Origin of the sequence: Peristeroidobacter soli, from assembly GCF_004138485.1 — a bacterium.
Classification (GTDB): Bacteria; Pseudomonadota; Gammaproteobacteria; order Steroidobacterales; family Steroidobacteraceae; genus Steroidobacter; species Steroidobacter soli.
On record NZ_RYEV01000004.1, the window covers coordinates 721,799 to 742,941 of the forward strand.

The following is a 21,143-nucleotide window of genomic DNA, read 5'->3' on the forward strand; positions in this document are numbered from 1 at the left end:
GGTTACCCGATGAAATGCCGCACGCTCCAGACGCCCTACCTTTGTCACAAAGGTTTCATACGCCGCGCAAGCACGATGCTGAGATCGTCCTGATGTGAGACGTGAAGATTCAACAGCACCGTCAGTGCGTCAGCCACCGACTCGCTATCGCCGATGGCAAACGCACCGTTGATGGGCGTGCCGTGCAAGGAGGAATCGTCGATGCGAATCTTCCTGGCGGAGTAACGATTCACTTCAGCGAGTACCTCCGCGAGCGGAGTGCCACGAAAGCGCAAGCGCCCCGTGCTCCAGCTCGACACCACATCGGTATCGACGTTGCGCCTCGCAACCGCAGTCTCGCCCGTGACGAAGTTCAACTGCTCGCCGGGCACGAGCAACGTTCGCTGTTGCAGCTCGGGACGATTCACCGCGACGCTGCCTTCGAGCAGAGTCACGGTGATCCTCGCATCGTCATCGCGCACCTGGAAACGGGTACCCAAGGCGACGACTTCCCCGTCCGCGGTTGCCACCGTGAACGGTCGCGTTTTGTCGTGCGCAACTTTGAACAGCGCTTCACCCCGACGCAATGTGACATGCCGGGCACGGTCGCTGAAACGAATCTCGACCTCGGTCGCAACGTTCAACGCGAGCACCGAGCCATCGGTGAGATCGAAGGTCTTACGCTCCCCGGCCTGGGTCGCATAGATGACCGTCGGCTCTTTGCGCTCAGCGGTATAGAGCAGCACACCACCGCTGACGGCGCCGACGACCGAAGCCGCGATGAACACGCGACGTGCCATCGACCGCGGCCGATGCGCGGTGTCAGTAAAAACCTGTTGGGTAAGACGCTCCATGTCCTCGCGGTGCGCGAGGGAGCCAAGGGATTGCCACATCGCTTCGGTCCGGGCGAAGGCGGCGGCATGTTCGGGAACGGCGTGCCAGCGCTCGAACTCCATGCGCTCTTCGGGGTGGCAGTCCGCGGCCTTCAAACGGACGTACCAGCGCTCGGCGTCGGCAAGGATCTGTGGAGGCGTGTTCCCGTGCATTTCAGATGTATCAATGCTCACGAACCGGAGTCACCTACCTCGGCCCGGCAAATGGCGAGCGCTTTGGTGATGTGCTTTTCGACCATTTTGACACTGATACCGCAGCGGGCGGCAATTTCCGGGTAGGCCATATCGTGAAACCGGCTGAGCACGAATACCTGGCGGCATTTGTTGGGCAGCCGTTGAATGACGGCCATGAGGCGATCGAGCTGCTGCCGATCGCCCAGTTGTTGTTCCTGCGACGGACTGTCCGCCGCGACGATGAGCTCTTCATCCACTGGCTGATGCTCGTTCCAGTGGCGCGCCCGCGCCCGCCTCGATCGCATGCCCATCAGATTGGCGGCGATCCGGAACAGCAGCGCCTTGAGCGACTCCAGATTCTGGTTCTCTCGATAGCGCAACAGCCTGACGTAGGCATCCTGCGCCAGATCGCGGGCTTCACTGTCGCAGCCGATCCGTCGTCGCAAGTACTGAACGAGCGGCGTGTAATGCTCCCGGAACGCCGCCTCGAACAATGGCTGCGCCTCGTGATCGAGCGGGCTCTCGATCGCGATATCCGGCTCAGAGATGACAGCGGAGCGACGACTCATGGCCCATAGCGTTCTGCGGAAATGATGACAGGTGCAACCGCACCGAGCGGCACAAGGACTCCCTCACCTTCAATGATCTTCCGCAACGCTGTTTTGAACCCTGCGCTGGAAATAAATAGTCAGTGTCATCGAACAGCAATAACTATCGTGTACAGCGCCGAACACAGCGTCTGACAAATGTCCGTCGCATTCGTGAGCCGGCAGGCTACCGTCACTCTTCATTCATCCAGGTGCTGCACTCTGTGCGTTCATATGTGAGTTCGCCGTGGATGGCATCCGAATGAGAGTTTCGACCTCGCATTGGGCCTGTCTGGCACTGCTGACGATGTCGGCGGGCGTCCCGGCCCAGGACTACAAGAACGACATCGGTTATGACGATCTCGTGAATCGCCTCGGCACCTCGGTTCCGACGGGTGCCGGTGTAACGGTGGTGCAGGTCGAGGCGCCGGCGCGCGTCGATAGCAGCAATCTGCCGATCTGGAGTCCCGTGACCGGATCGACCAGCAGTCAATTCTCCGGTGTGACTTTCAATTTCATCACCAGCCCCAGCGGTCGCTCATCGAGCACCTCCGGGCATGGGGTCAATGTCGGCCAGCTGTTCTATGGCAACGATGCGCCCGCTTCCGGGATCGGCACCGTGCGGCTCGGCAACGCCATCGATTGGTTGGCGACGGATTTCCTCGGTCTCGGCACACCGGCGCTGCCATCGATTACGGATGCGCGCGTCATCAACCATAGTTGGGTGGGTACGTTGAACGATCCCGTGGGTGACGCCGAGGCCCTGCGTCGCCTGGATTGGCTGGTTCAGCGAGACAACATCATCAACGTGGCGGCCGTGAACAACGGCAGCAGTAATCGCGCACTCCCGGGCAGCGCATTCAACTCCATCGCGGTCGGTGTGACGAGCGGCAATCACCCTCGTGGATCTTACGATCTGAGCGCGGTCGACCCGGTGTATGCCGCCGGACGGACGCGCCCGGACGTCGTGGCCCCGATGAATACCGCATCGGCCGCCGCCCCCGTCGTATCTTCATTGGCAGCTCTGCTGATCGAGACCGGACACACGGGCGCCGAAACGCTGTCGCACAGCTCGACGAGCAATCGTGCCGGCGCCACGATCTATAACGCCGAGCGCGCCGCAACCATCAAAGCCGCGCTCATGGCCGGCGCGGATCGTGAAACTCACAACACCAGCACCCCATCGCAGATCACCGACTATCGAGCGAATGGCACCGCCAACGGCCTCGACGCCCGTTACGGCGCCGGCCAGATCAACGCTTCGAACAGTCATCAGATCATCGCCGCTGGCGAGCATGAAGCGGGCTCGGTGTTGTGTGGCAGCTCACTACCGATCTGCGCAGGCTTCGATTACGTCGAAAACTTCGGCGGCAGTTATGGCTCGGCCACCGAGCTCAACTACAGCTTCACGGCCACTGCCGATCACAATCAGCTGAGCGCCTCGCTGGTATGGAATCTGGACGTGGACGCGGTCGGCAGCGCCGGCGGCGCGACCTTGCACAACCTCGGGCTGTCGCTCTACGACGCGACCACCGGCCAGCAGGTCGGCAGCTCGGTCAGTCTGATCGATAACACCCAGACCCTTTGGTATTCGCTGGTGAGCGGCCGGCGGTATCGACTCACCGTTTCCTCGCTGCAGTCCGCAGCGTTCGATGGCAGTTACGCGCTCGCATGGAATCTCTCCAAAGCAACGACACCTGTGCCGCTGCCGCCCGCAATCGTCCTGCTGCTGGGTGGATTGGCCGCGCTGGTCGGCGCTGCGTCGGCGCCGGGTAGCCCTGGCGCGCTGAGTGGACTCAAAAGGCCTTGGCCACTCGCAAGTAGCCCACCCGCTGCAACAGATCCCCCTGCGACAGATCGAAGCCCGCCGAGAGGCCGACCGAGGCGAACGCCGGCGTCTTGTCGAACACATTCACGACCCCAAACGCAACAGTGAGATCGCGGAGCCACGGGCTGTCCGTCGTTCTTGCCAGCTCGAGCGTCAGCTCGACGTCCACGATGCTCTGTGATGGGATCGTGCGCCCGGTCGGTTCCATGAACGCGTCCGCATAGGACGGCGTGTAGCGGAAGGTCGTGGATGCCCCGACGATCCCGCGCTGCCACGCCAGCGAACCGACGACGCGCCACCTGGGAATCGTTCCATAGGGACTCGCGATGCCGACGCGATCCGTGCCTTTGATATCCTGCACGTCCGCAGTCACATACTCATCGACCCAGGTGGCCATCAGTTTCCCCGAGATCTCTCCGAATGCACCGGCGTCGACATGCTTCGACACCAGCAAATCCATCCCTCGAGTTGCCAGGCGCCCGCTGTTCAGACGAGAGAAGTCGAGCAGCCGCAGCGGCCCGGGTTGACCCGCCGCGATATCCACAGACGTGGGCGCGTCGCGCACCACGCGCTCGCTGAAATATTCCTGGTGGTCGAGCAGCCGGGGCAGAGATGGCACGATCACCTGGTCGCGTAGCGCAATGTTCCAGTATTTCGCGCTCGCCTCGTAAGCTCCCGATTCAGGCTTCCAGGTCATCGCCACCGACCAGGATTCGACTCGCATCGGATCGAGATCGGGATTGCCACCGACGACCACACTGATGTTACGAATCTCGCCACGCCTGCTGGTATCCACCACGGTCGCTTCGCTACGCATCCGCGGCCGCATCATTTCCAACAACGTCGGCGCGCGATCGCTCTTGCCATAGGCCGCGACCACGGTGAGCGAACCGATCGGCTGCCATCTCAACCCGTACTGAAAGCCAGTCATCTCGCCGAGGTCACCGAGGTACTCGAGACGGCCGCCGGCGTTCAGACTCAGCGTGTCGTGCAGCGGCACACTCAACTCGACGAAACCGGCGGAGGTGCGACGCTGTAACGTTTGTTGTGCGATCTCGGCGAAGGACGAGCGAATGTGCTCGCCGTCCAGCCCGAACAACGTGCGCACTTTCCCCACCTTGCCGGCCAGGGTCGCTCGAACCAAGGTCGAGCTCGACGAGCTTCGCGCCAGGGTGGGCACATCGACGAGCCACTCGAGCAACTCGCGGCTGCCCGGACTGTCCGGATTGAATATGTTCAGACTGAGAGCAGGATCCGCCGTCGCCACCGCCGCAGCCACCCTGTCTTGTGGAATGCTGGTGAACGAAGTGACGGCCACCTCATCGCGTGTGTTGATGAGTGACAGCTGCCAGTTCCAGGACATATCCACGCTGCGCACACTCAAGACCGAACGCAACAGGTTGCTATCGGTGATCGTCCGCTGTGGCGGCATGCCCGCAATCATCAAATCAGCCACCAGCGGCATGCCGAAAGGATTGTATGGGTTGCTGGCAGGCACGAGAATGCCGGACAGAATCGGCGGGTTGCGCTGCTGTATGACTTCACGGCCGGTATAAAGAAAGTCAGCCGAGGCCAGGACCGCATCGCCCAGAGGCAGTTCCACCGCGCCGAAGGCGCTGCCACGTTCAGTCGCCGGCACCACGGAATAATACCGACTCAGACTCTCCAGGTTGACGCGTCCATCGGTCGCGGCGAAGTCCGCCGGCGTCAGCCCGACACCGTCACCGGCAGGAATGGCGGCGCGGGACGAGCGCAAGCCAGGCAGCCGCTCGCCGCTCGTTGAATGTATGTTTCCGGGGCTGCTGGTCGGCGCCCGATAGTCGACGCCGCCGAAGCGTCGATAGTCCTGGTCGCGCCACAAGTCGCGCTTCTCGCCCAACAGAAAATCGCGCTGCTGATACTCCAGGGCAAACGTGCCTTTGATCCTCCGGCCGGCACTGCCGGCGACCGAGAAGTAGCGCTCGCCCGCGCCGCCGCTGGCCGCCGAATATTTGAAAGCGACCCGCGTCTGCTCACGATCGCGGTCCAGAACGATGTTGACCACTCCGCCGACCGCTCCGGGAAGATGGGCCGGCGGCGGATCGGCGGTGATCTCCATCAGCTTCACCGCCGCCACTGGAATGGAGCTCAGATCGAATCCGCTCGCGCCATCGCCCGAAGATGCGGCCACTGGCAGACCATCGATCAGAATCATGGTGGTGCCTGGACCGAGACCACGCAGCTCCACGTATTGAGCACCGCTGGCGCGGCGACCATCCATGTTGTAGGGCTGCACGGGCAGATACCTGAAGAACCCCGCCAGCGAAGACTCAGCCTGTTTCTCGAAGTCCTCGCGCGTGAGAGTCAGCGTCTGGCCCGTGAAGCCGAGCGTGCTGCCGGACACACCGCTGACGATCACTTCCTCGAGCGGCGCCGGGCCGGATGCGGACGATCGCGACGCCCGAGCCGATGACCCTTGGGCCACTGGAGTGCCGCGACTGTTGACTGCTCTGCGCACCAGAATGGCACGTTCATTGATATACAAATATTCGTTACCCGTCCCCTTCAGCAGAGTCGTCAACGCCGCCGCGACCGAATAGCGCCCCCGCAGCGGCTCGACCATGGCGGGCTCGGCGCCCTGCCAGAAGACCTGCAAACCGGTCTGCACACTGAATTGATCCAGCGCTTCCGCCAGCGGCGCTCGTTCGATCTGGAATGTCAGCTCATCTCGCGGCGCTGGAACGTGCTCCGCTCTCGCCGTGGCCAGAGCCATCCCGAGCGAGAGAGACAACAACAAACTGTAGTTTTGCTTCATGGATCTCGCGCACAGCACCCGGCTGCATCGAGGTTGACCGCTCCACCGGTAGCGGTGATCCCTGCCACTCGCACTCGTCGCTGCAAACATTCGCAACTTCGATCCGGTGTAAACCCGGAAGAAAGAAATGTGAATAAAAAGTCGGTCTCACAACGTCTATACAGCAGCGAAGGGCAAACGAGTCATCACAGGGTAGAGCGACGTGCCAGACACGGTCATCTCGATAGCAGCGGTTGCAGCGGGCAGAGGCGGGCAATGAAATCAAACATACCGGGCGGCGTCGATCAGAACCTCATTCGTTGGCTGGTGGCGTGGCTGCGCCGGCGCGAATGGCAGATGCCCGAGGCGGAGGCGCGGGATGTAGTCGGTAGCGTGCTGGTGAAATATGTAGAGGAGCCTCCCGAGGAGATGCGCAGCTTGAAAGCTTTTTTCTGCTGGAAGATTCGCAACGAGGTGAAAGACCGCTATCGCCTGCGTCGGGAGCGGGAACGCCTCGAGGCGTTGTCGATGGACGCCGGGTTCTCGCAGCACGCGACCGAGATCGACTACGAGAACCAGTACGCTCTGGCGCGAATCATCGACAAGCTCCCCGCACGGGAGCGCTACGTGTTCCTGCAAAGTTGCGTTCATGAAGTGGCGCTGACGGAAATCGCCAAGGACATGAATGTGAGTTTCACGACGGTCTGGCGGCTGCGCAAGCAAGCCCTCACACGCTGCCACGCCCTAGCCGGGCGCACTCATGGAGATCCGAAATGATCGCACCCAAGTTTTCACGAGCCGAACTGCGCCGCCGCTTGAAGACGGCGGACCTCGCGATCCAGTCGCAGGAGGGAAGCCTGTCGGCCAGCGACCGGCAGGCCTGCCGGCAGTGGCGCTCGCAGCCCGGGAACGAGCAAACATTCCGGGAAATGGCCGCATTGCTGCGGGCGGCGAAGAAGTTGTCCCACCCTCCCCTCGGGATGCCCGAGCCGCGCCGGTCACTGCACGATTCGATCGCACTCAAAGCGGCCGCCGTGGCCGGAGTCGGCATCATCTGCGGACTGCTGGCGTTTCCGCCGACGGTCGAGAGCCAGCAGCAACTCGTCAATCAAACGACCCAATGGCACCCCGACAATCTCAAGGACGGCAGCGGTGTCTTTCTGGGCCCGGGCACCGCCATGGACTTCCAGGTGAACGATGACGAGCGCAAGGTGGCGTTCAAACGCGGTCAGGCCTTGTTCAAGGTCAAGAAGGACACCCGGCGGCCCTTCGTCGTGCGCACCGGCGACATCAGTGTCGTGGCGGTCGGCACGGAGTTCGCGGTCAAGCTGCTCGATGGCCCGCCTGAGGTCACGGTGACGGAAGGCACCGTGCGCGTCGAGCCCGCCCGGGGTCGGGGTAGGCCCATCTATGTCCATAAAGGCGAGCAGCTGACGATCGCCGAGGGCGCGCCGCTGGCGGTTCGCCGGATCAAGCTCGACGACCAGATCCAGTGGAGCCAGGGGATCTGGAACGCCAACGGCAAGACGGTCACGCAAGTCGTGGCCGAGCTCAATCGCCGCAACCTGTTGCAAATCGACATCGATGAGACGGCACTGCCCGCCGACACCGTGATCAACGCCACGGTGAAGCTCGACGATCCGATGACGTTCGCACAGGCGCTGGCGCTCGAGCACAATCTGGTCATCGATCGTCAGCGACCCAATGTTCTGCTGGTCACCACAGCGAAAACCAGCGCGCGGTGAATTTGAGTTCGCGTCGCGGTTCACGCGACGCGAGCCAAGTCATCCCCTATTTCCGCGGCCGTGGAAAGTACAACCGCGGCGCCGTCGGCGGTCTTCATCGCCACTTCCGCTTTGCCGTCGCCGTCGAAGTCGTACACCATGAACTGCGTGTAGTGCGCGCCGGCGCGAATGTTTCGTCCCAGCGAGATCCGCCACAGCTGCGTGCCGTCGAGATCGCCAGCGCTCGCGTCGTTCGCGCGATACGTGTACGCCTCGCCCGCTGGTGTCACAACATCTGCCGGCTTTTGCAACGGAATCGGAAGATACGAACCGTCCCACACGTCGGCGGAGTCCACGTTGTGACGGCCTCGTCTCAAAGCAGAGATCAACGCCGCGAGCGGATACTGACGGCCCATCGAACACACACCGCACGGAATAAATAGAATCCGCCGTTCCCGCGGAATCCAGACAGTTCGTGGTGTCGGTCAATGGCTTCCGATTCAGCTTGCTACCGTTGCGATAGAGGTTGAAGCCGGTGTCGTACGATTCGTTTCCCAGCAATCGCCAGCCGAGAAACACGCCTGAGTCGGTTTTCACCGCGACCAGTCCGCGATCTAAGAACTCCGCCTGCCTGGCAGGCATGCGCGGGGTGAGATTCCCCTTCGCGCCTGCATGAACAATCGGCAACAGGACTCCGATACAGCCCGCGGCAATCCCCCGCCGCCATCCTTTCAGCGGGTCCATCGAGCACTCCTTTATATATGAGTGGCCTTTGCCACTCGGATGACGCCCCCTAATCGAATTTGCTCGAATTTTTTCCCGGTTGATTCTTTTTGCAATCAAGTGCGACCCTGGACTGAGTTAAAGTAACCGCCTTTGGACTTTCAGAGGTTCTTTCGCATGACTTCAGCAACGGCGCACTACCCCATCGGCACCCCAGGCACTCCTTGGGGGGCGACCGAGCGTGCGCAGTGGCTGGCGCGTCAGGTTCGTCATCGCAGCTACCAGGACGATGTCGTGAAGCAACTCGACCGCCTGGCCGCGCGCTTCGATGTCGAGGAGTATGGCCGGCTGGATTACGCGCCCGACCGGTACCGTTTGTTTGCGGTCCGCAATCGAGGCTGGCGCGACGATCTTCCGGTCGCACTCGTGACTGGCGGCGTGCACGGCTACGAAACGAGCGGCGTGCATGGCGCACTACAGTTTCTCGATCAGCGTGCCGCCGACTATGCGGGGCGCATCAACTTGCTCGTCGCCCCCTGCGTGAGTCCCTGGGCTTACGAGCGCATTCATCGCTGGAATGCGAATGCCATCGACCCGAACCGGTCGTTCCGCGAAGACGGTCCTGCCGAAGAGTCGTCGGCCCTGCTGCGCCTGGTGGGTCCGCTGCGTGGACGTTTTCTGCTGCACGTCGATCTGCACGAAACCACCGACACCGACGAAACTGAATTTCGCCCGGCCCTCGCCGCGCGCGACGGCAAAACTTCCGAGCCGGGCCTGATTCCCGACGGTTTTTATCTGGTGGACGACACCGAAAATCCGCAGCCGGCGTTTCAGCAAGCCATCATCGATGCCGTGAGCAAAGTGACTCATATTGCTCCGGCGGACGACAAAGGGCAGATTATCGAATCGGACGTGGTGTCGCCCGGCGTCATCCGGTACGCCATGCGATCGCTCGGTCTGTGCGCCGGTATCACCGGCGCGCGCTTCACGACGACCACCGAAGTCTATCCAGACAGCCCGCGCGCCACGCCTGAACAATGCAATGACGCTCAGGTCGCGGCGGTTTGCACGGCAATCGAGTTTGCATTGGCCAATCCCAACTGAGCTTCCCATGAGTGACAACCTCGCCTCCCGCTCCGGGCCGATCGTCAACTACACGCTGGATGTATTTCCGGAGCCACCGCCGACGCTCGAAGCCGCCAGGGCGCATGCGTATTCGCAGCCACTGGCCGAGATCGACGTCGCCAATCCCAAATTGTTTCATGCCGATCTGGTCGGTCCGTACTTCGAGCGGCTGCGGCGCGAGGATCCGGTGCATTACGTCGAGAGCCCGACGTTCGGCGGCTATTGGTCGATCACCCGCTATCACGACATCATGGCGGTCGACATGAATCATCAGCAGTTCTCGTCCGACGCCGCGCAAGGCGGCATCACCATCAACACCACGACCAACGCGCTGCCGATGTTCATCGCCATGGATCCGCCCAGGCACGACGTGCAACGAAACGCGGTCCAGCCGATCGTGGCGCCCGACAACCTGCGCAATCTCGAACCGCTGATTCGCAGCCGCGCCGCCGCCATCCTGGACGAGCTGCCGATCGGCGTCGAATTCGACTGGGCCGATAAGGTGTCCATGGAGCTGACCGCGATGACGCTGGCGACGCTGATGGATTTTCCTCAACCAGAACGGCGCCGGCTGACCCGCTGGTCCGACGTCGCCACCGCCGTGCCGGGCGGCGGCGTGATCGACACACCCGATCAATGGGTCAAGGAAATGGGCGAGTGCTTCGAGACCTTTCAGAAGCTGTGGCACGAGCGCGCCGCCAGCCCCGCGGGCAAAGATCTGATTTCGATGCTCGCGCACGGCGAAGGCACGCGAAACATGTCGCCCTATGAGTACCAGGGCAACATCGTGCTGCTGATCGTCGGCGGCAACGACACGACCCGCAACAGCATCACCGGCAGCGTGCTCGCACTGAATCAGAATCCCGATCAGTATCAGAAATTACGCGAGCACCCCGAGCTGGTGCCTGCCATGGTCTCGGAAACCATTCGCTGGCAGACCCCGCTCGCTCACATGCGGCGCACGGCCGTACAGGACGTGCAGCTCAACGGCAAACGGATTCGCACCGGCGACAAGGTCGTCATGTGGTATCTCTCCGGCAATCGCGACGAAAGCATCATCGAGCGCCCCGACGACTACATCATCGGTCGCCCGAAAGCTCGCCAGCATCTTTCCTTCGGCAGCGGCATTCATCGCTGCGTCGGCAGCCGGCTCGCCGAGATGCAATTGCGGGTGATCTGGGAAGAAATCCTGAAACGTTTCCCGCTCATCGAAGTCGTCGGCGCGCCCGAACGTGTGTATTCCACGTTCGTGCGCGGCTATCGTTCGCTGCCGGTCAGGATTCCGCGCCGACACTGACCCCGTCTCCAGATGCAGCCGATCGAAAGCAGTGAACTGCGGCTGCGGGCGGAGCAGCGAGAGGCCATAGATGACGCGCTCGCTCGAATGCCGCTTGATGCTCATCGCTCAGCTGACACCACGCGCTTGCCGCTTCGACATCCGCAGCGCTCGCCTGGCCGGAGGTGAGAGGTGAGACGCACGACCCATTCGGTGGCAGCCCGGTCGAGACCTGAATGTTCATGGTCACTGAACGCTTCCGCCACTTGCTCTGGATTGACTGCTCGCGGCATCCTCTTCAGAACGAATGGATGCCGCGAGATCCGCAAGCCCAGCTAGGTGTGGAACCCCAGCAACTTGCCGCCGATGGCGGTTCGGCTTCCCAGCGCATCCCCCACCACCGCAGCGGCATCCGCCATCGGCACCCTTCCATCTTTGCCGCAAGCCAGACTGAACTGCGCAAACCGCCGCACCAGCTCCTTCATGAAAGAGGCGCTGGCACCTTGGGTAGCCGCAACCGTGGCGGCGATGGTGCCCTCTTCAAAGGTGAGCGCCTTGCCATAGAGCGCCAACAGCCGCGCCCGGCAGTCCGCGTCCGGCAGCGGCACCTCGATGGCCTCGTCGATGCGACCGGGCCGGGAGGCCAGCGCCTCCTCGATGGCGCCGGGTCGATTGGTCGTCAGGATGAACAGAATCTCCGCCTCTTCACCCAGCCCGTCCATCTCATTGAGGAGCCGGTTCAACGTTGCTTCGGTCGAACAGGCGCCGCCCATTCCCTCGCGCGATCGACCGATGAGATCGACGTCTTCGAGCACGAACACACTGGGCTGCAGCGCTCGCGCCATGGTCATATACATGCCGAGATTCGCCACTTGTTCGGCGGTCACCAGGATCGTGGTGTGCTCGGGCAACTGCGATGTGAGATAACGAATCAGATGGGTCTTGCCGGTTCCCGGCGGGCCGTAGAGCAGGATGCCCTTGCGCGTGGATTGCCCAAGCTCGCGAAGCCCCTGACGATGATAGATATGTTCGAGCACATGACGCTCGACGCGCTGAAGTGTGGCGTCCTCGAGAATCACCTTGTCCCGTGACACTGGCGGCACGCGATGCACGAGCATGTCGGAGCGCATGCCGCTGTAGTCGGAGGCGGATTCGAACGACAGCGTCTTGCCGCGATAGAGCTGCGATGTCTTCGCAGCGTTGGTCAGCGTCTCGAACAGGCTCGTCGTAAAGCTCACCGATTGGGGCAAAGTGATCACCTCGACGATCGAGTAACGCGCTCTGGGCTCGACCAGCCGCGACAGGATGACTCCCACCGGCTCGCCGTCCACTTCGAACAGCCACAAGCCATTGCTGATCGCAGAGAAAGGCTGATCGGTACCGATGTCGACGTCGAAGCGCTGCACCGGCGCGATCTGCAAAGCCTGATCGCCCATGATCAGCATGGCCGAGGCGTGCAGTGACTGCATCGGATGAGACTGATGCAGGCCAAATAAAACCGGCTCGTATCGATCCGCTTCAGCAATCAGCGCGGATTGCAGATCTGGTAGCACATGCGATGCGAATTGCCGCCGTGAGGTCACGATGGAGCTCAGTCTCTGCGCGCCGAAGTGATCCTCGAGCGCTTGCCTCGCGTAGTTGTAATGACGTTCCACTCTGTCTGACTCCTGCTCGCGTTGTTGACGGTGAGTCAACGAGCGACGCAGGTGGACGCCACACTAGGGCGCCCGTCGGTTGCGGTATTCGCGCGGCTGGCTCGTTTGCACCCAGAAGCCCTCATCCGCATCGATCCGCTCCTTCGACGCGCACTGGTCCGAGCGTACGCGTGCCCTGCTCCGACTCCTTCTGCAACGTCACCGTGTTGTGATTGGCGAAACGAAACCCGATGCCCGTTCCTTGCAACATCTGGCGCAACGCCTCTTGTGCCGAATACGTCCCCGATACGGCGCGCGACGTCACCTTGAGCTCGCCCGTGGAGGGATAGAGCAACTGCACGCCTGTCACATCGGTGAAATCTACGAGCGCGGCGAGCAGTGGTTTCGATGGAATGTTGAATCGAAACGTGCGTTCGACCTGCGCCGCGCTCTGCTGTGCGTGAGCTGGAATGCTCAACACGGTAACCAGCCCACAAACGACGCCCAGTCTGCGAAGACCTGCGAACATGCATTGCTCCCCAAGTGATACTCAAGGGAACAACGGATCAGCCTGGGCAGCTCCTCAGGTCGAAGATCAGCGATACAGCACGGTCACGACGCCGGGCACGCGAGTGGCACGGAGGTTCAGGCCACTGCGCAGGGAGTCGAGCACGGCTTGCCAGTCTCCTGCCTGGAACACGCCGGAGACGGTCAATGAGCCCAACGAATCCTCCGGAATCACGATCCGTCCCGCTCCCATTCGACTGAGCTCATGGGCCACGGTCGCGAGTGAAGCCTGATCGAACACGACCAGCCCTCGTCGCCAGGCCAACGATGTTTCCACGGACACGTTTTCCGGCCCACGCATCGCCTCGCCATCGAGCACGAGCTGTTGACCTGCGATCAAATATGTCGTGCCAGGATCCCTGGACGCCACCGCCACCCTGCCGCGCTCGACGGTGACCTCGACCGCTGCTCCTCGCCGTTCGACCGCAAACGCAGTGCCGACCACTCGAACATCGACATCGCCCGCGCGGACGTGAAACGGACGCGACGAATCGTGCTGGACGTCGAACCAAGCGCGTCCGCGAACCAGTTGTACACGCCGGGCGGCGCCGGAGAAATCGACATCGATGGCCGTATCGCCATCGAGAAACGCACTGGAGCCATCGGCGAGCGGCACCGTCGCCTGTTGTCCCGGTGCCGTCGAGCTGTCGGCGAAGGCACGGTCGACCAGACCCGGTGATTGAAACCAGAACACCAGCGCAAATGCTGCGATCGACGCCGCGAGCGCGAGTGTCACCTGTAAGCCGCTTGTTCGACGCGCGCCTCGTCGATACCGCCCATCCGCAGCCAACGTCGACGCCGGGCCTCGAAGATCTCGCCACAACTGCTCTGCTCTGTCGTATGCATGCGCGTGCGAGGGATCGAGCCCAAGCCAGGCATCGAACTGCCTGCGATCCGTGTCCGTGGCCGATGCGTCTTTCAATCGCAGGTGCCACCGCTGCGCTTCGCGCGTAATCGCGTCATTCTTCGATTGCAAGCTCGCGTCAGTCATTGAGACTGCCCCGGCAAGCATCGAGAGCCCGCATCATTTCCTTCTCGACGGTGCTCACCGATACGCCCAGTTGCCGCGCAATCTCGGCATAGGACAGCTCGTCGATACGATTGAGCAGGAAGATCCGTTGCGTGCGTTCAGGAAGCCCTCGCAGCGTTTCGACCAACGTGTCGAACTGCTGAGCCGCCACTGCGGACGACTGCGGCTCCAATGCTTCGGGGGCGAGCATCGCATCGTCAGGTGCGGCTTCGATCGCGCCCCTCGAATAGGCGGCGCGGACCTGACGGCTGCGAAGATGATCGATGGCGAGGTTCTGCGCCGTGCGGAACACCAAGCTGCGGTCCTGGTCGGCCATGGGCCGATGCCACAGCCGCAGCAGCGTTTCATGAGCGAGGTCCTCGGCGGCGTCCCGGCAGCGCACGATCCTCCGGATCAAGCCAACGACCCGATCCCGCTCGGCGAGAAAGATCTGCAGCAGCGCTGGCGGGGAGGTGGACATCGTTCTATTGAACGACCCGCCTCCGCCGAGACCGCAATCCGGACTACGCCAGCCGCGGCGGCCCTTCGACCAGCATGCTCACCAGCTGGGTCCGGGTGCGGATGTCGAGCTTGCGGTAGATGTGCCCCAGGTGGTCCTTGATCGTGCACACCTCACGATGCAGCTGTTCGGCGATCTGCCGGTTCGACAGCCCCTGCCGGACCAGCAGCGTCACTTCCCGCTCGGTGGGCGTGAGCTGAGCCAGAATGCTCAGTTGGGATTCGGACAGATGCGCCGTCGTGTGAGTGCGGGTCCGCACCCCGGTAAAGCGAATCAGGAACGTCGGGCGATGAACCGAGAAGCTGCGCACCTGATGCATGCTCACCACCGCGCGCAAGTCCTCGTCGTGTGGATGCTGAACCTTCTCGATGCAGCTGCCACTGTCACGTCGCTGCAACCAGGCGACCCGGAACTGTTCGCAATGCCTCCGCAACTCGGCGGGTACACGAAAGTCCGCGCGCGGATCGTGATGACGCAGGTTGGGAACGTTCCACGCCAGCGCCTGCGCATACCCGGCATCGTTGACGTACACGGGCTGCAAATCCCAATTCAGCAGAATCAACCCAATCGGCAGACCGCGTACGAAGTCGCCCATCGCGTCCTGCACGGCCTGCTGCTGATACTGATCGATCATCCGGAACAGCACCGCTTCGATCAACGGATGCAGCAGGGTCAGCCAATGACATTCCTGATCGGTGAAGTTGCCCTGCTCGTACGTCCGGTACAGCACCAGCGTGGCGCGTGTGAGGCCCTTCTCCCAGAAGGCGAGCGTCACGCCATGCTCCCAGCCCTCGGGACGCATGAAGCGCTGATAGAACTCGGTCGAGCGGATACGCTCGGCGGGCGCGATGTCACTGAGCCGATGCAGGATGGTGCCCGGGTTCTCACACAAGTACTGCGGCGTGAGGTGCGAGCGGCGACGATTCTCCCAATAGTCGGCCGAGCGCTCCAGCTGCGGGGCCTCGAACACCCGGGTCGCAAGGCTGCTGGTCGAGAAGTCGACGTAGTCGTACCAGAGAAACGTCGTGCTGTGAGGAACGTTCTCTTGTAGCAGGGCCACCAGCGCTTCCCAGAACAGCGACAGATCGGTCGCGCCAGCGATGCGCGACAGATGTGAGATGCTGCCGGTGAGAGCGACGGGCTCGGCTTGAAGCGCGCGTTTTCTAGCGGCCAATGATCCGTCCTCGACGGCTCAAGGGCTCGCCGCCGGGCTCGCCGGCGCCGCGTCCTGCGCAGCCGCCGCGGCAGCTGCCTGCTTGGCCTGGGCCGCCTTCTCCGCCTGGCGGGCCGCTTCAATTTCCTTTTGTTTCCTGATGGCAGCCTGAGTCTTCGGATGCGCCGGCACGGCGACGAACGAGCTGGCCTTCAGCACCTTCTCGCCCGACCACCGATAGGCACACAGCCGTCCGCCATACACCGCGGAATAATCCACGCAGGCCAGATTGGCCCGCATCGGTTTCATCTTGGCATCGAGCGGCAAGCTTTGATGTCCCGTGAACAGCGGCGGCGCATCGCTCGGATAGCCCCACAGCAGGCGCTTCTCCTGATCGGTCATCTCCCGGCGAGGCAGTTTCGAATTGCGTCGAAACGCGCCGTGCCACACCGTCGTGCCAGCGAGCTTGTCCGCTGACGCGTACCAGCGCACGCGTGTGGTCTTCTCCTTGCCGTCCTTCTCGTACGTGAGCCACGGGCCGAACAGCAATCGATCCAGATAGGCGCTCGGTTTGGTCTTGTGATCGGACAGCTCCATGTACAGCGACTTGTCGCCCAGATTTCTCTCGCGCCAGTACTCGACCGCATTGTGATTCCACGCCGCGTGCACCACGCGCAGCCCCGGCGCTTCGAATACCAGGGGCAACTTGCGCAGCCAGCTAATCCAATGCGAGATGAGCCCCTCTTCGACGCTCAGCTGCCGATGGGTCTCGCGCAATTGTTTCTTGCGTACCTTGTTGTGCTCGCGGATCGGCTTGCCGTCGCCGCGATTCATGTAGTAATAAATGAAATCCCGCTCGTGATTGCCGAGGATGCAGTGAGCGGCGCCGGCGTCCACCATGGCCGCGACGGTCTCCAGGGTCTCCCGGATCGCCGGACCCCGGTCGACCAGATCGCCGACGAACACCGCCTTGCGCTGCTTGTGACGCCACACGCCGGCCCGCTTGGAATACCCCATCTGCTTCAGCAGCGCAGTCAGTTCCAAGTGGCAGCCATGCACGTCGCCGATGATGTCGTAGCCCGCCTTGGTCAGCGGTGGTCTGGTCTTGCGACGGGCCGGTTTGGCCTTGGCGCGCCTCGATCGGGTTGATGCCATGTGAAATTACGAATGCGACCTGGGTCGTAGCAGCACAAGAACGAGCAACTGCCACACCCCCCGCAACGCAGTTGTAACATTCACCCGCTAGGCGCCCGCGCCCGCCCGATGCCGGGCCGGGTCGACCAGGGGCATGAACACCAGCGACACGGCAGCCAGGATCGCGGCCGTCGCGAACGTGGCATGCGGCCCGACCCGATCCCATATCAATCCGGCAATCACGCTCGCGAACAGCAACAGCACCCCGCGCATCATGTTGAACACGCCGAAAGCCGTGCCCCGCAGGTTGTCGGGCGCCGTGTCGGCCACCATGGCGATGAAGATTCCTTCGGTGAGCCCCATGTGCAGGCCCCACAGCGCCACGCCCGCCAGTGCAACCGCCGGCGTGCTGGCGTTCGCCAGTATCAGATTGGCCACGATGAGCACCGTGCAGCCCACCATGAGCAGCTTGGTACGTGACATGCGGTCGGCGAGGATGCCCGCGGGATAGGCCGACAGCATGTAAGCGATGTTCATCACCACCAGCACCATCGGCGTCCACGCCATCGGCAGGCCGGAGTTGGCACCCAGCAGAATCAGGAACGCTTCGGAGAAACGCGCCAGCGTGAAGAACGCCGCCACGCTCGCCAGCACCCAGAACGCTTTGGGCAAGTCGCGCGGGCGAAGATCGACGATGCGCCGCTGGGACGGTTGCAGATTCGGCGGCTCCTTCACCGCGAACCAGAGAATGGCCACCGCGATGAACGCCGGAATGACCGCGATCCAGAACAACGCACGCACGTTGTTTGCTAACACCATCAACAATCCGATGGCGAGCAGCGGTCCGACGAATGCGCCAACGGTATCCAGCGATTGCCGCAATCCATAGGCCGCACCCCGCTGCTCCGGCGTGGTGTAGTCAGCCACCAGCGCGTCGCGAGGCGCACCTCGAATGCCCTTGCCGACACGATCGATGAATCGCGCCATGAAGACGGTGGCCGTCGAGCCCGCCAGAGGAAACAGCGGCTTGGTGATGGCGGCCATGCCATAGCCCAGCAGCGCCAGCGATTTGCGCTTGCCCCAGCGATCCGACAGCGCGCCGGAGAAAACTTTGACGATGCTGGCGGTCGCCTCGGCGACACCTTCGATCAATCCCAGCCAGATCGTGCTCGCGCCCAGCGTACCGACGACGAAGATGGGCAGCAGTGCGTGGATCAGCTCCGAAGAGATGTCCATGAACAGACTGACGAACCCTAACGCCCAGACTCCGGCTGGCAACGCCGCTCGCCGGACTACGCTCTCGCTCATGGAAAACAGTCTCGCTATTAAAAGCAACTAACGAGCGAGAGCGTGGACACCCGCAAGGTGGATGTCAGAAGGTGCCGCGCAAGCTCAGTGTGAAGCTGCGAGGTGCGCCGTAGTAGTTGTCCTCCTCCGGCTCGCCCACTGTCTGATAGTACACCCGGCCGGTCAGGTTATTTAGGTTCAGCGCCATTTGCCAGCGATCGTCCAGCCGATAAGCCACTCGTGCGGACGGGAACGAGCGGCCCGTCCATCAGCCGCAACTGGTCACCGAGGAGGCTCCAGGTTCCGCCGGAGCAACAGATTCCGGCTGGGCGGTGGCGCGCGAGGCGCCCAGTGGCTGCACCAACGTCGGCTCGATGCTTCGTGAGTCGATGATCTCCCAGCCGCCGCCGACCAGCAGGCGCAATGCCCGGTCGTGGAATCGCAGAATGGTTTCGCGATGGCCGACGCTGATGAAGGTCGCGCCGGTTTCGATCAGCGCCTTGTACAGGCGCGCCTCGGTCGGAATGTCCACCGCGCTGGTGGACTCATCGAGGAACACATACTTCGGCCGTGAGATCAGAATGCGGGCGAACGAAACGCGCTGTTGCTCGCCGAGCGACAGCACCTTGCTCCAGTCGCGATCGGCATCCAGGCCGCCGGCCTTCTCGATGAGATTGGGCAGACACACCTTCTCCAGCACCGCCTGCATCTCTTCGTCGGTCATGTCCGAGCGACCGTGCGGATACAACAACTGCGCACGCAGATTGCCCAGCATCATGTAGGGCTTCTGCGGCACGAACATCGTGTCGTCTTCGGATGGCATGGTCATGGTGCCGGTACCGCGCACCCACAGACCCGCCATGGAACGCAACATCGAGCTCTTACCGACGCCCGTCTGACCGACGATGATCATGCTCTCGCCCGGTCGCAACGTCAGCGATACATCCTGCGCCAGCTGCTGCTCGCCTCCCGGCGTCTGGAAACAAACGTGCTCGAGCTCGATGAAGTCGCCGCGCTTGATGGTGATCTGCTCGCTATGGCGCGCGACCTGAGCATCCATGGCGTCGAAGCGCTCGACGATCTGTGCCAGACGGACCACTCGGGGCGCGATGCCGGCAAAGAGCGGAATATAGCTGTCCAGCGACATCAGCGCGGAGCGCAAGCCATCGGCGGCGGTCATCGCCAGCGCGATCGTGCCGTACTGGATCTCGCCGCCGAAATACAGCGGGTAGATCAGCACCAGCGGCGCGACCGTCCAGACCTCGCCCAGGAACTTGGTGATGAACCCGGTCTTGAGGTTGTAGTAATAGATGTTCATCTTGTTACGGATGACCCGGTCGAGACGCCCGGAAACCTGGTTCTCTTCCATGTTCTCGCCGCGAAAGAACGCGATGGTCTCGGCGTTGTCGCGCACGCGGAGCAGGCCGAAGCGGAAGTCCGCCGCCGCCGCCACTGCATCGAAGTTCTTGCGGATCAGCGGCCAGTAGATCACCGTCTGCACGATCATCGAGATCGACGAATACACCACGACGAACGTGGTCATGCTGGAGTTCACCTGCGACAGCAGCACCACGTTGGTGGTCAGGCCGAGAATGGTGCCGAGCACTTTGAGGGGCAGGTTGAGCACGACATCGATGAACGGCAGCACATTGTCCTGGATGCGCTCGTCGGGGTTGTCGACGTCATCGCGCATGGCGATGTCGTAGTACGTCTTGTGCGACAGATAACGCTTGACCACCCATTGGGTCATCCAGCGATACCACTGCATCTGCATCAGCGTGTTGAGCAGATCGATGATCAGCCCGTACAGCCAGCGCCCGATCCCGAGCAGGAACAGCAGCCAGAAAATCCGGTGCCACTCCTCGGGATTCTTCGACACCAGCGCGTTGGCCTGTTCGGCGCCGACCTGCGCGGCCCAGAAGCTGTAATAGGCCCAGGCCGGCCCGATCAGGATGCCAAAGATCATCAGCACCCAGGATTTCCAGTGCTTCGGATCGCTCCAGTAAGGCTTGGCCAGCCGCCAGATGCGCCGGAACAGCCGGCCGTCGAGCCGGTAGTCGCGCGGATCGACTTGAATGGTACGAGCGTCGGTCATCGATTACCCAGCATCCCGGCGTTCACTTTGAAATCAGGCTTGTCCTTGGCTGCCAGCAGCTCGGACTCGCTCCACAGCGCCAGGCCTTCCTGCTCGGCGCCCTGTGCCACCAGCGACACACTTACGAGAACCATGCTGGCGGAAGCAAATCGTCGCAACAGGCGTGCACGCACGGCCGCCTCGTTGTCGGTCTTCTCTTCGACGAGCAGTGCGCGCGATCGGCAATCAGCCAATTGTTTGTAAAGGGCGCTGGCGCCATCGACGTCCGGCTGCGTCGCCGGGGCTGCATCGAACGCCTGGGCTTTTTCATACAGCGGCCGGCATTCCGCGACCGAAGTTTCCAGACCCGCTATCGCAGGTTCGCGATCCAGCTTTGCCAGCATGGCCTTCAGACCGCCACGCAGGGCCGATGCATCGGCCTGCGCAGCCGCCGGACGCATGTTCACGTCGTTGCGCAGATAGCGGTATTGACGAGGCACATTCTGCAGGATCTGGTACGGGTCGCCCGCGGCGGCGGCGTACTTGTCCTTGATGTCCTGTTCGAAAGTGGGGTTCGGCGTGTCGTCACAGCCGCTCAGGCCCGTCAATAGCAGGCCGACGCCGCACACCAGACTCAGGTGCTTGCGCTCCATCATCGTGATCTCCTGTTCGATTCGATTCGC

Annotated in this window: 18 protein-coding genes and 1 pseudogene; 4 read left to right on the forward strand and 15 right to left on the reverse strand. The window is 62.5% G+C overall.

Features of this window, described 5'->3' with window-relative positions; all coding sequences use genetic code 11:
- Nucleotides 1–44 precede the first annotated feature (44 nt).
- From EKO19_RS18920 to EKO19_RS18930, 3 genes are all read right to left on the reverse strand, one after another.
- Nucleotides 45–1,025 carry a FecR family protein gene (locus EKO19_RS18920; RefSeq protein WP_129778004.1) on the reverse strand — a complete coding sequence of 327 codons (981 nt, stop codon included), beginning with the start codon at nucleotides 1,023–1,025 and terminating at the stop codon, nucleotides 45–47.
- Between the two features lie 17 nt (nucleotides 1,026–1,042).
- Nucleotides 1,043–1,615 (reverse strand): RNA polymerase sigma factor, encoded by a 573-nt coding sequence (locus EKO19_RS18925; RefSeq protein WP_129778005.1) that lies wholly within the window; start codon nucleotides 1,613–1,615, stop codon nucleotides 1,043–1,045.
- 1,814 nt (nucleotides 1,616–3,429) lie between these two features.
- Nucleotides 3,430–6,255: a TonB-dependent receptor gene (locus tag EKO19_RS18930; RefSeq protein ID WP_175597108.1), complete on the reverse strand. Its 2,826-nt coding sequence runs from the start codon at nucleotides 6,253–6,255 to the stop codon at nucleotides 3,430–3,432.
- Between the two features lie 255 nt (nucleotides 6,256–6,510).
- On the opposite strand from EKO19_RS18930, the gene EKO19_RS18935 reads away from it, so the two are divergent.
- Together EKO19_RS18935 and EKO19_RS18940 are read left to right on the forward strand one after the other, a co-directional pair.
- Nucleotides 6,511–7,011 carry a sigma-70 family RNA polymerase sigma factor gene (locus tag EKO19_RS18935; RefSeq protein WP_129778007.1) on the forward strand — a complete coding sequence of 167 codons (501 nt, stop codon included), beginning with the start codon at nucleotides 6,511–6,513 and terminating at the stop codon, nucleotides 7,009–7,011.
- Nucleotides 7,008–7,979: a FecR family protein gene (locus EKO19_RS18940; RefSeq protein ID WP_129778008.1), complete on the forward strand. Its 972-nt coding sequence runs from the start codon at nucleotides 7,008–7,010 to the stop codon at nucleotides 7,977–7,979. The genes EKO19_RS18935 and EKO19_RS18940 overlap by 4 nt, the downstream gene beginning before the upstream one ends.
- 80 nt (nucleotides 7,980–8,059) lie before the next feature.
- Here the strand turns inward: EKO19_RS18940 and EKO19_RS39905 are convergent.
- Nucleotides 8,060–8,600 (reverse strand): annotated as a pseudogene (locus tag EKO19_RS39905) (rhamnogalacturonan lyase family protein); the annotation flags it as partial.
- A 258-nt stretch (nucleotides 8,601–8,858) separates the two neighbouring features.
- Between EKO19_RS39905 and EKO19_RS18950 the strand changes: the two are divergent.
- Nucleotides 8,859–9,785 (forward strand): M14 family metallopeptidase, encoded by a 927-nt coding sequence (locus tag EKO19_RS18950; protein WP_129778010.1) that lies wholly within the window; start codon nucleotides 8,859–8,861, stop codon nucleotides 9,783–9,785.
- 7 nt (nucleotides 9,786–9,792) lie between these two features.
- Nucleotides 9,793–11,103 carry a cytochrome P450 gene (locus tag EKO19_RS18955; RefSeq protein ID WP_129778011.1) on the forward strand — a complete coding sequence of 437 codons (1,311 nt, stop codon included), beginning with the start codon at nucleotides 9,793–9,795 and terminating at the stop codon, nucleotides 11,101–11,103.
- Here EKO19_RS18955 and EKO19_RS39910 read toward each other — a convergent pair.
- The 11 genes from EKO19_RS39910 to EKO19_RS19010 form a co-directional block, all read right to left on the reverse strand.
- Nucleotides 11,081–11,326 carry a FecR/PupR family sigma factor regulator gene (locus tag EKO19_RS39910; protein WP_129778531.1) on the reverse strand — a complete coding sequence of 82 codons (246 nt, stop codon included), beginning with the start codon at nucleotides 11,324–11,326 and terminating at the stop codon, nucleotides 11,081–11,083. The genes EKO19_RS18955 and EKO19_RS39910 overlap by 23 nt on opposite strands.
- 91 nt (nucleotides 11,327–11,417) lie before the next feature.
- A complete protein-coding gene (locus EKO19_RS18965; RefSeq protein WP_129778012.1) occupies nucleotides 11,418–12,737 on the reverse strand; it encodes an AAA family ATPase in 1,320 nt (439 codons plus the stop codon).
- Nucleotides 12,738–12,858: 121 nt separating this feature from the next.
- Entirely contained in the window at nucleotides 12,859–13,245 is a 387-nt protein-coding gene (locus EKO19_RS18970; protein ID WP_129778013.1) for an STN domain-containing protein, read from the reverse strand.
- A 66-nt stretch (nucleotides 13,246–13,311) separates the two neighbouring features.
- The gene (locus EKO19_RS18975) at nucleotides 13,312–14,274 is read right to left on the reverse strand and encodes a FecR family protein (protein ID WP_175597109.1); all 963 of its coding nucleotides are present in this window, start codon (nucleotides 14,272–14,274) and stop codon (nucleotides 13,312–13,314) included.
- Complete coding sequence (locus EKO19_RS18980) at nucleotides 14,267–14,773, reverse strand: RNA polymerase sigma factor (RefSeq protein ID WP_129778015.1); 507 nt, start codon at nucleotides 14,771–14,773, stop codon at nucleotides 14,267–14,269. The genes EKO19_RS18975 and EKO19_RS18980 overlap by 8 nt, the downstream gene beginning before the upstream one ends.
- A gap of 43 nt (nucleotides 14,774–14,816) precedes the next feature.
- Entirely contained in the window at nucleotides 14,817–15,986 is a 1,170-nt protein-coding gene (locus EKO19_RS18985) for a helix-turn-helix transcriptional regulator (RefSeq protein WP_129778016.1), read from the reverse strand.
- Between the two features lie 18 nt (nucleotides 15,987–16,004).
- Entirely contained in the window at nucleotides 16,005–17,120 is a 1,116-nt protein-coding gene (locus tag EKO19_RS18990; protein WP_129778017.1) for a metallophosphoesterase, read from the reverse strand.
- 87 nt (nucleotides 17,121–17,207) lie between these two features.
- Nucleotides 17,208–18,407 (reverse strand): MFS transporter, encoded by a 1,200-nt coding sequence (locus EKO19_RS18995; RefSeq protein ID WP_129778018.1) that lies wholly within the window; start codon nucleotides 18,405–18,407, stop codon nucleotides 17,208–17,210.
- A gap of 64 nt (nucleotides 18,408–18,471) precedes the next feature.
- Nucleotides 18,472–18,594: a hypothetical protein gene (locus EKO19_RS19000; RefSeq protein ID WP_129778019.1), complete on the reverse strand. Its 123-nt coding sequence runs from the start codon at nucleotides 18,592–18,594 to the stop codon at nucleotides 18,472–18,474.
- Between the two features lie 60 nt (nucleotides 18,595–18,654).
- On the reverse strand, nucleotides 18,655–20,481 hold the full coding sequence (locus tag EKO19_RS19005; protein ID WP_129778020.1) for an ABC transporter ATP-binding protein/permease: 1,827 nt from the start codon (nucleotides 20,479–20,481) through the stop codon (nucleotides 18,655–18,657).
- Nucleotides 20,478–21,116: a hypothetical protein gene (locus EKO19_RS19010; protein WP_129778021.1), complete on the reverse strand. Its 639-nt coding sequence runs from the start codon at nucleotides 21,114–21,116 to the stop codon at nucleotides 20,478–20,480. Before EKO19_RS19010 ends, EKO19_RS19005 begins: the two co-directional genes overlap by 4 nt.
- Nucleotides 21,117–21,143 lie beyond the last annotated feature (27 nt).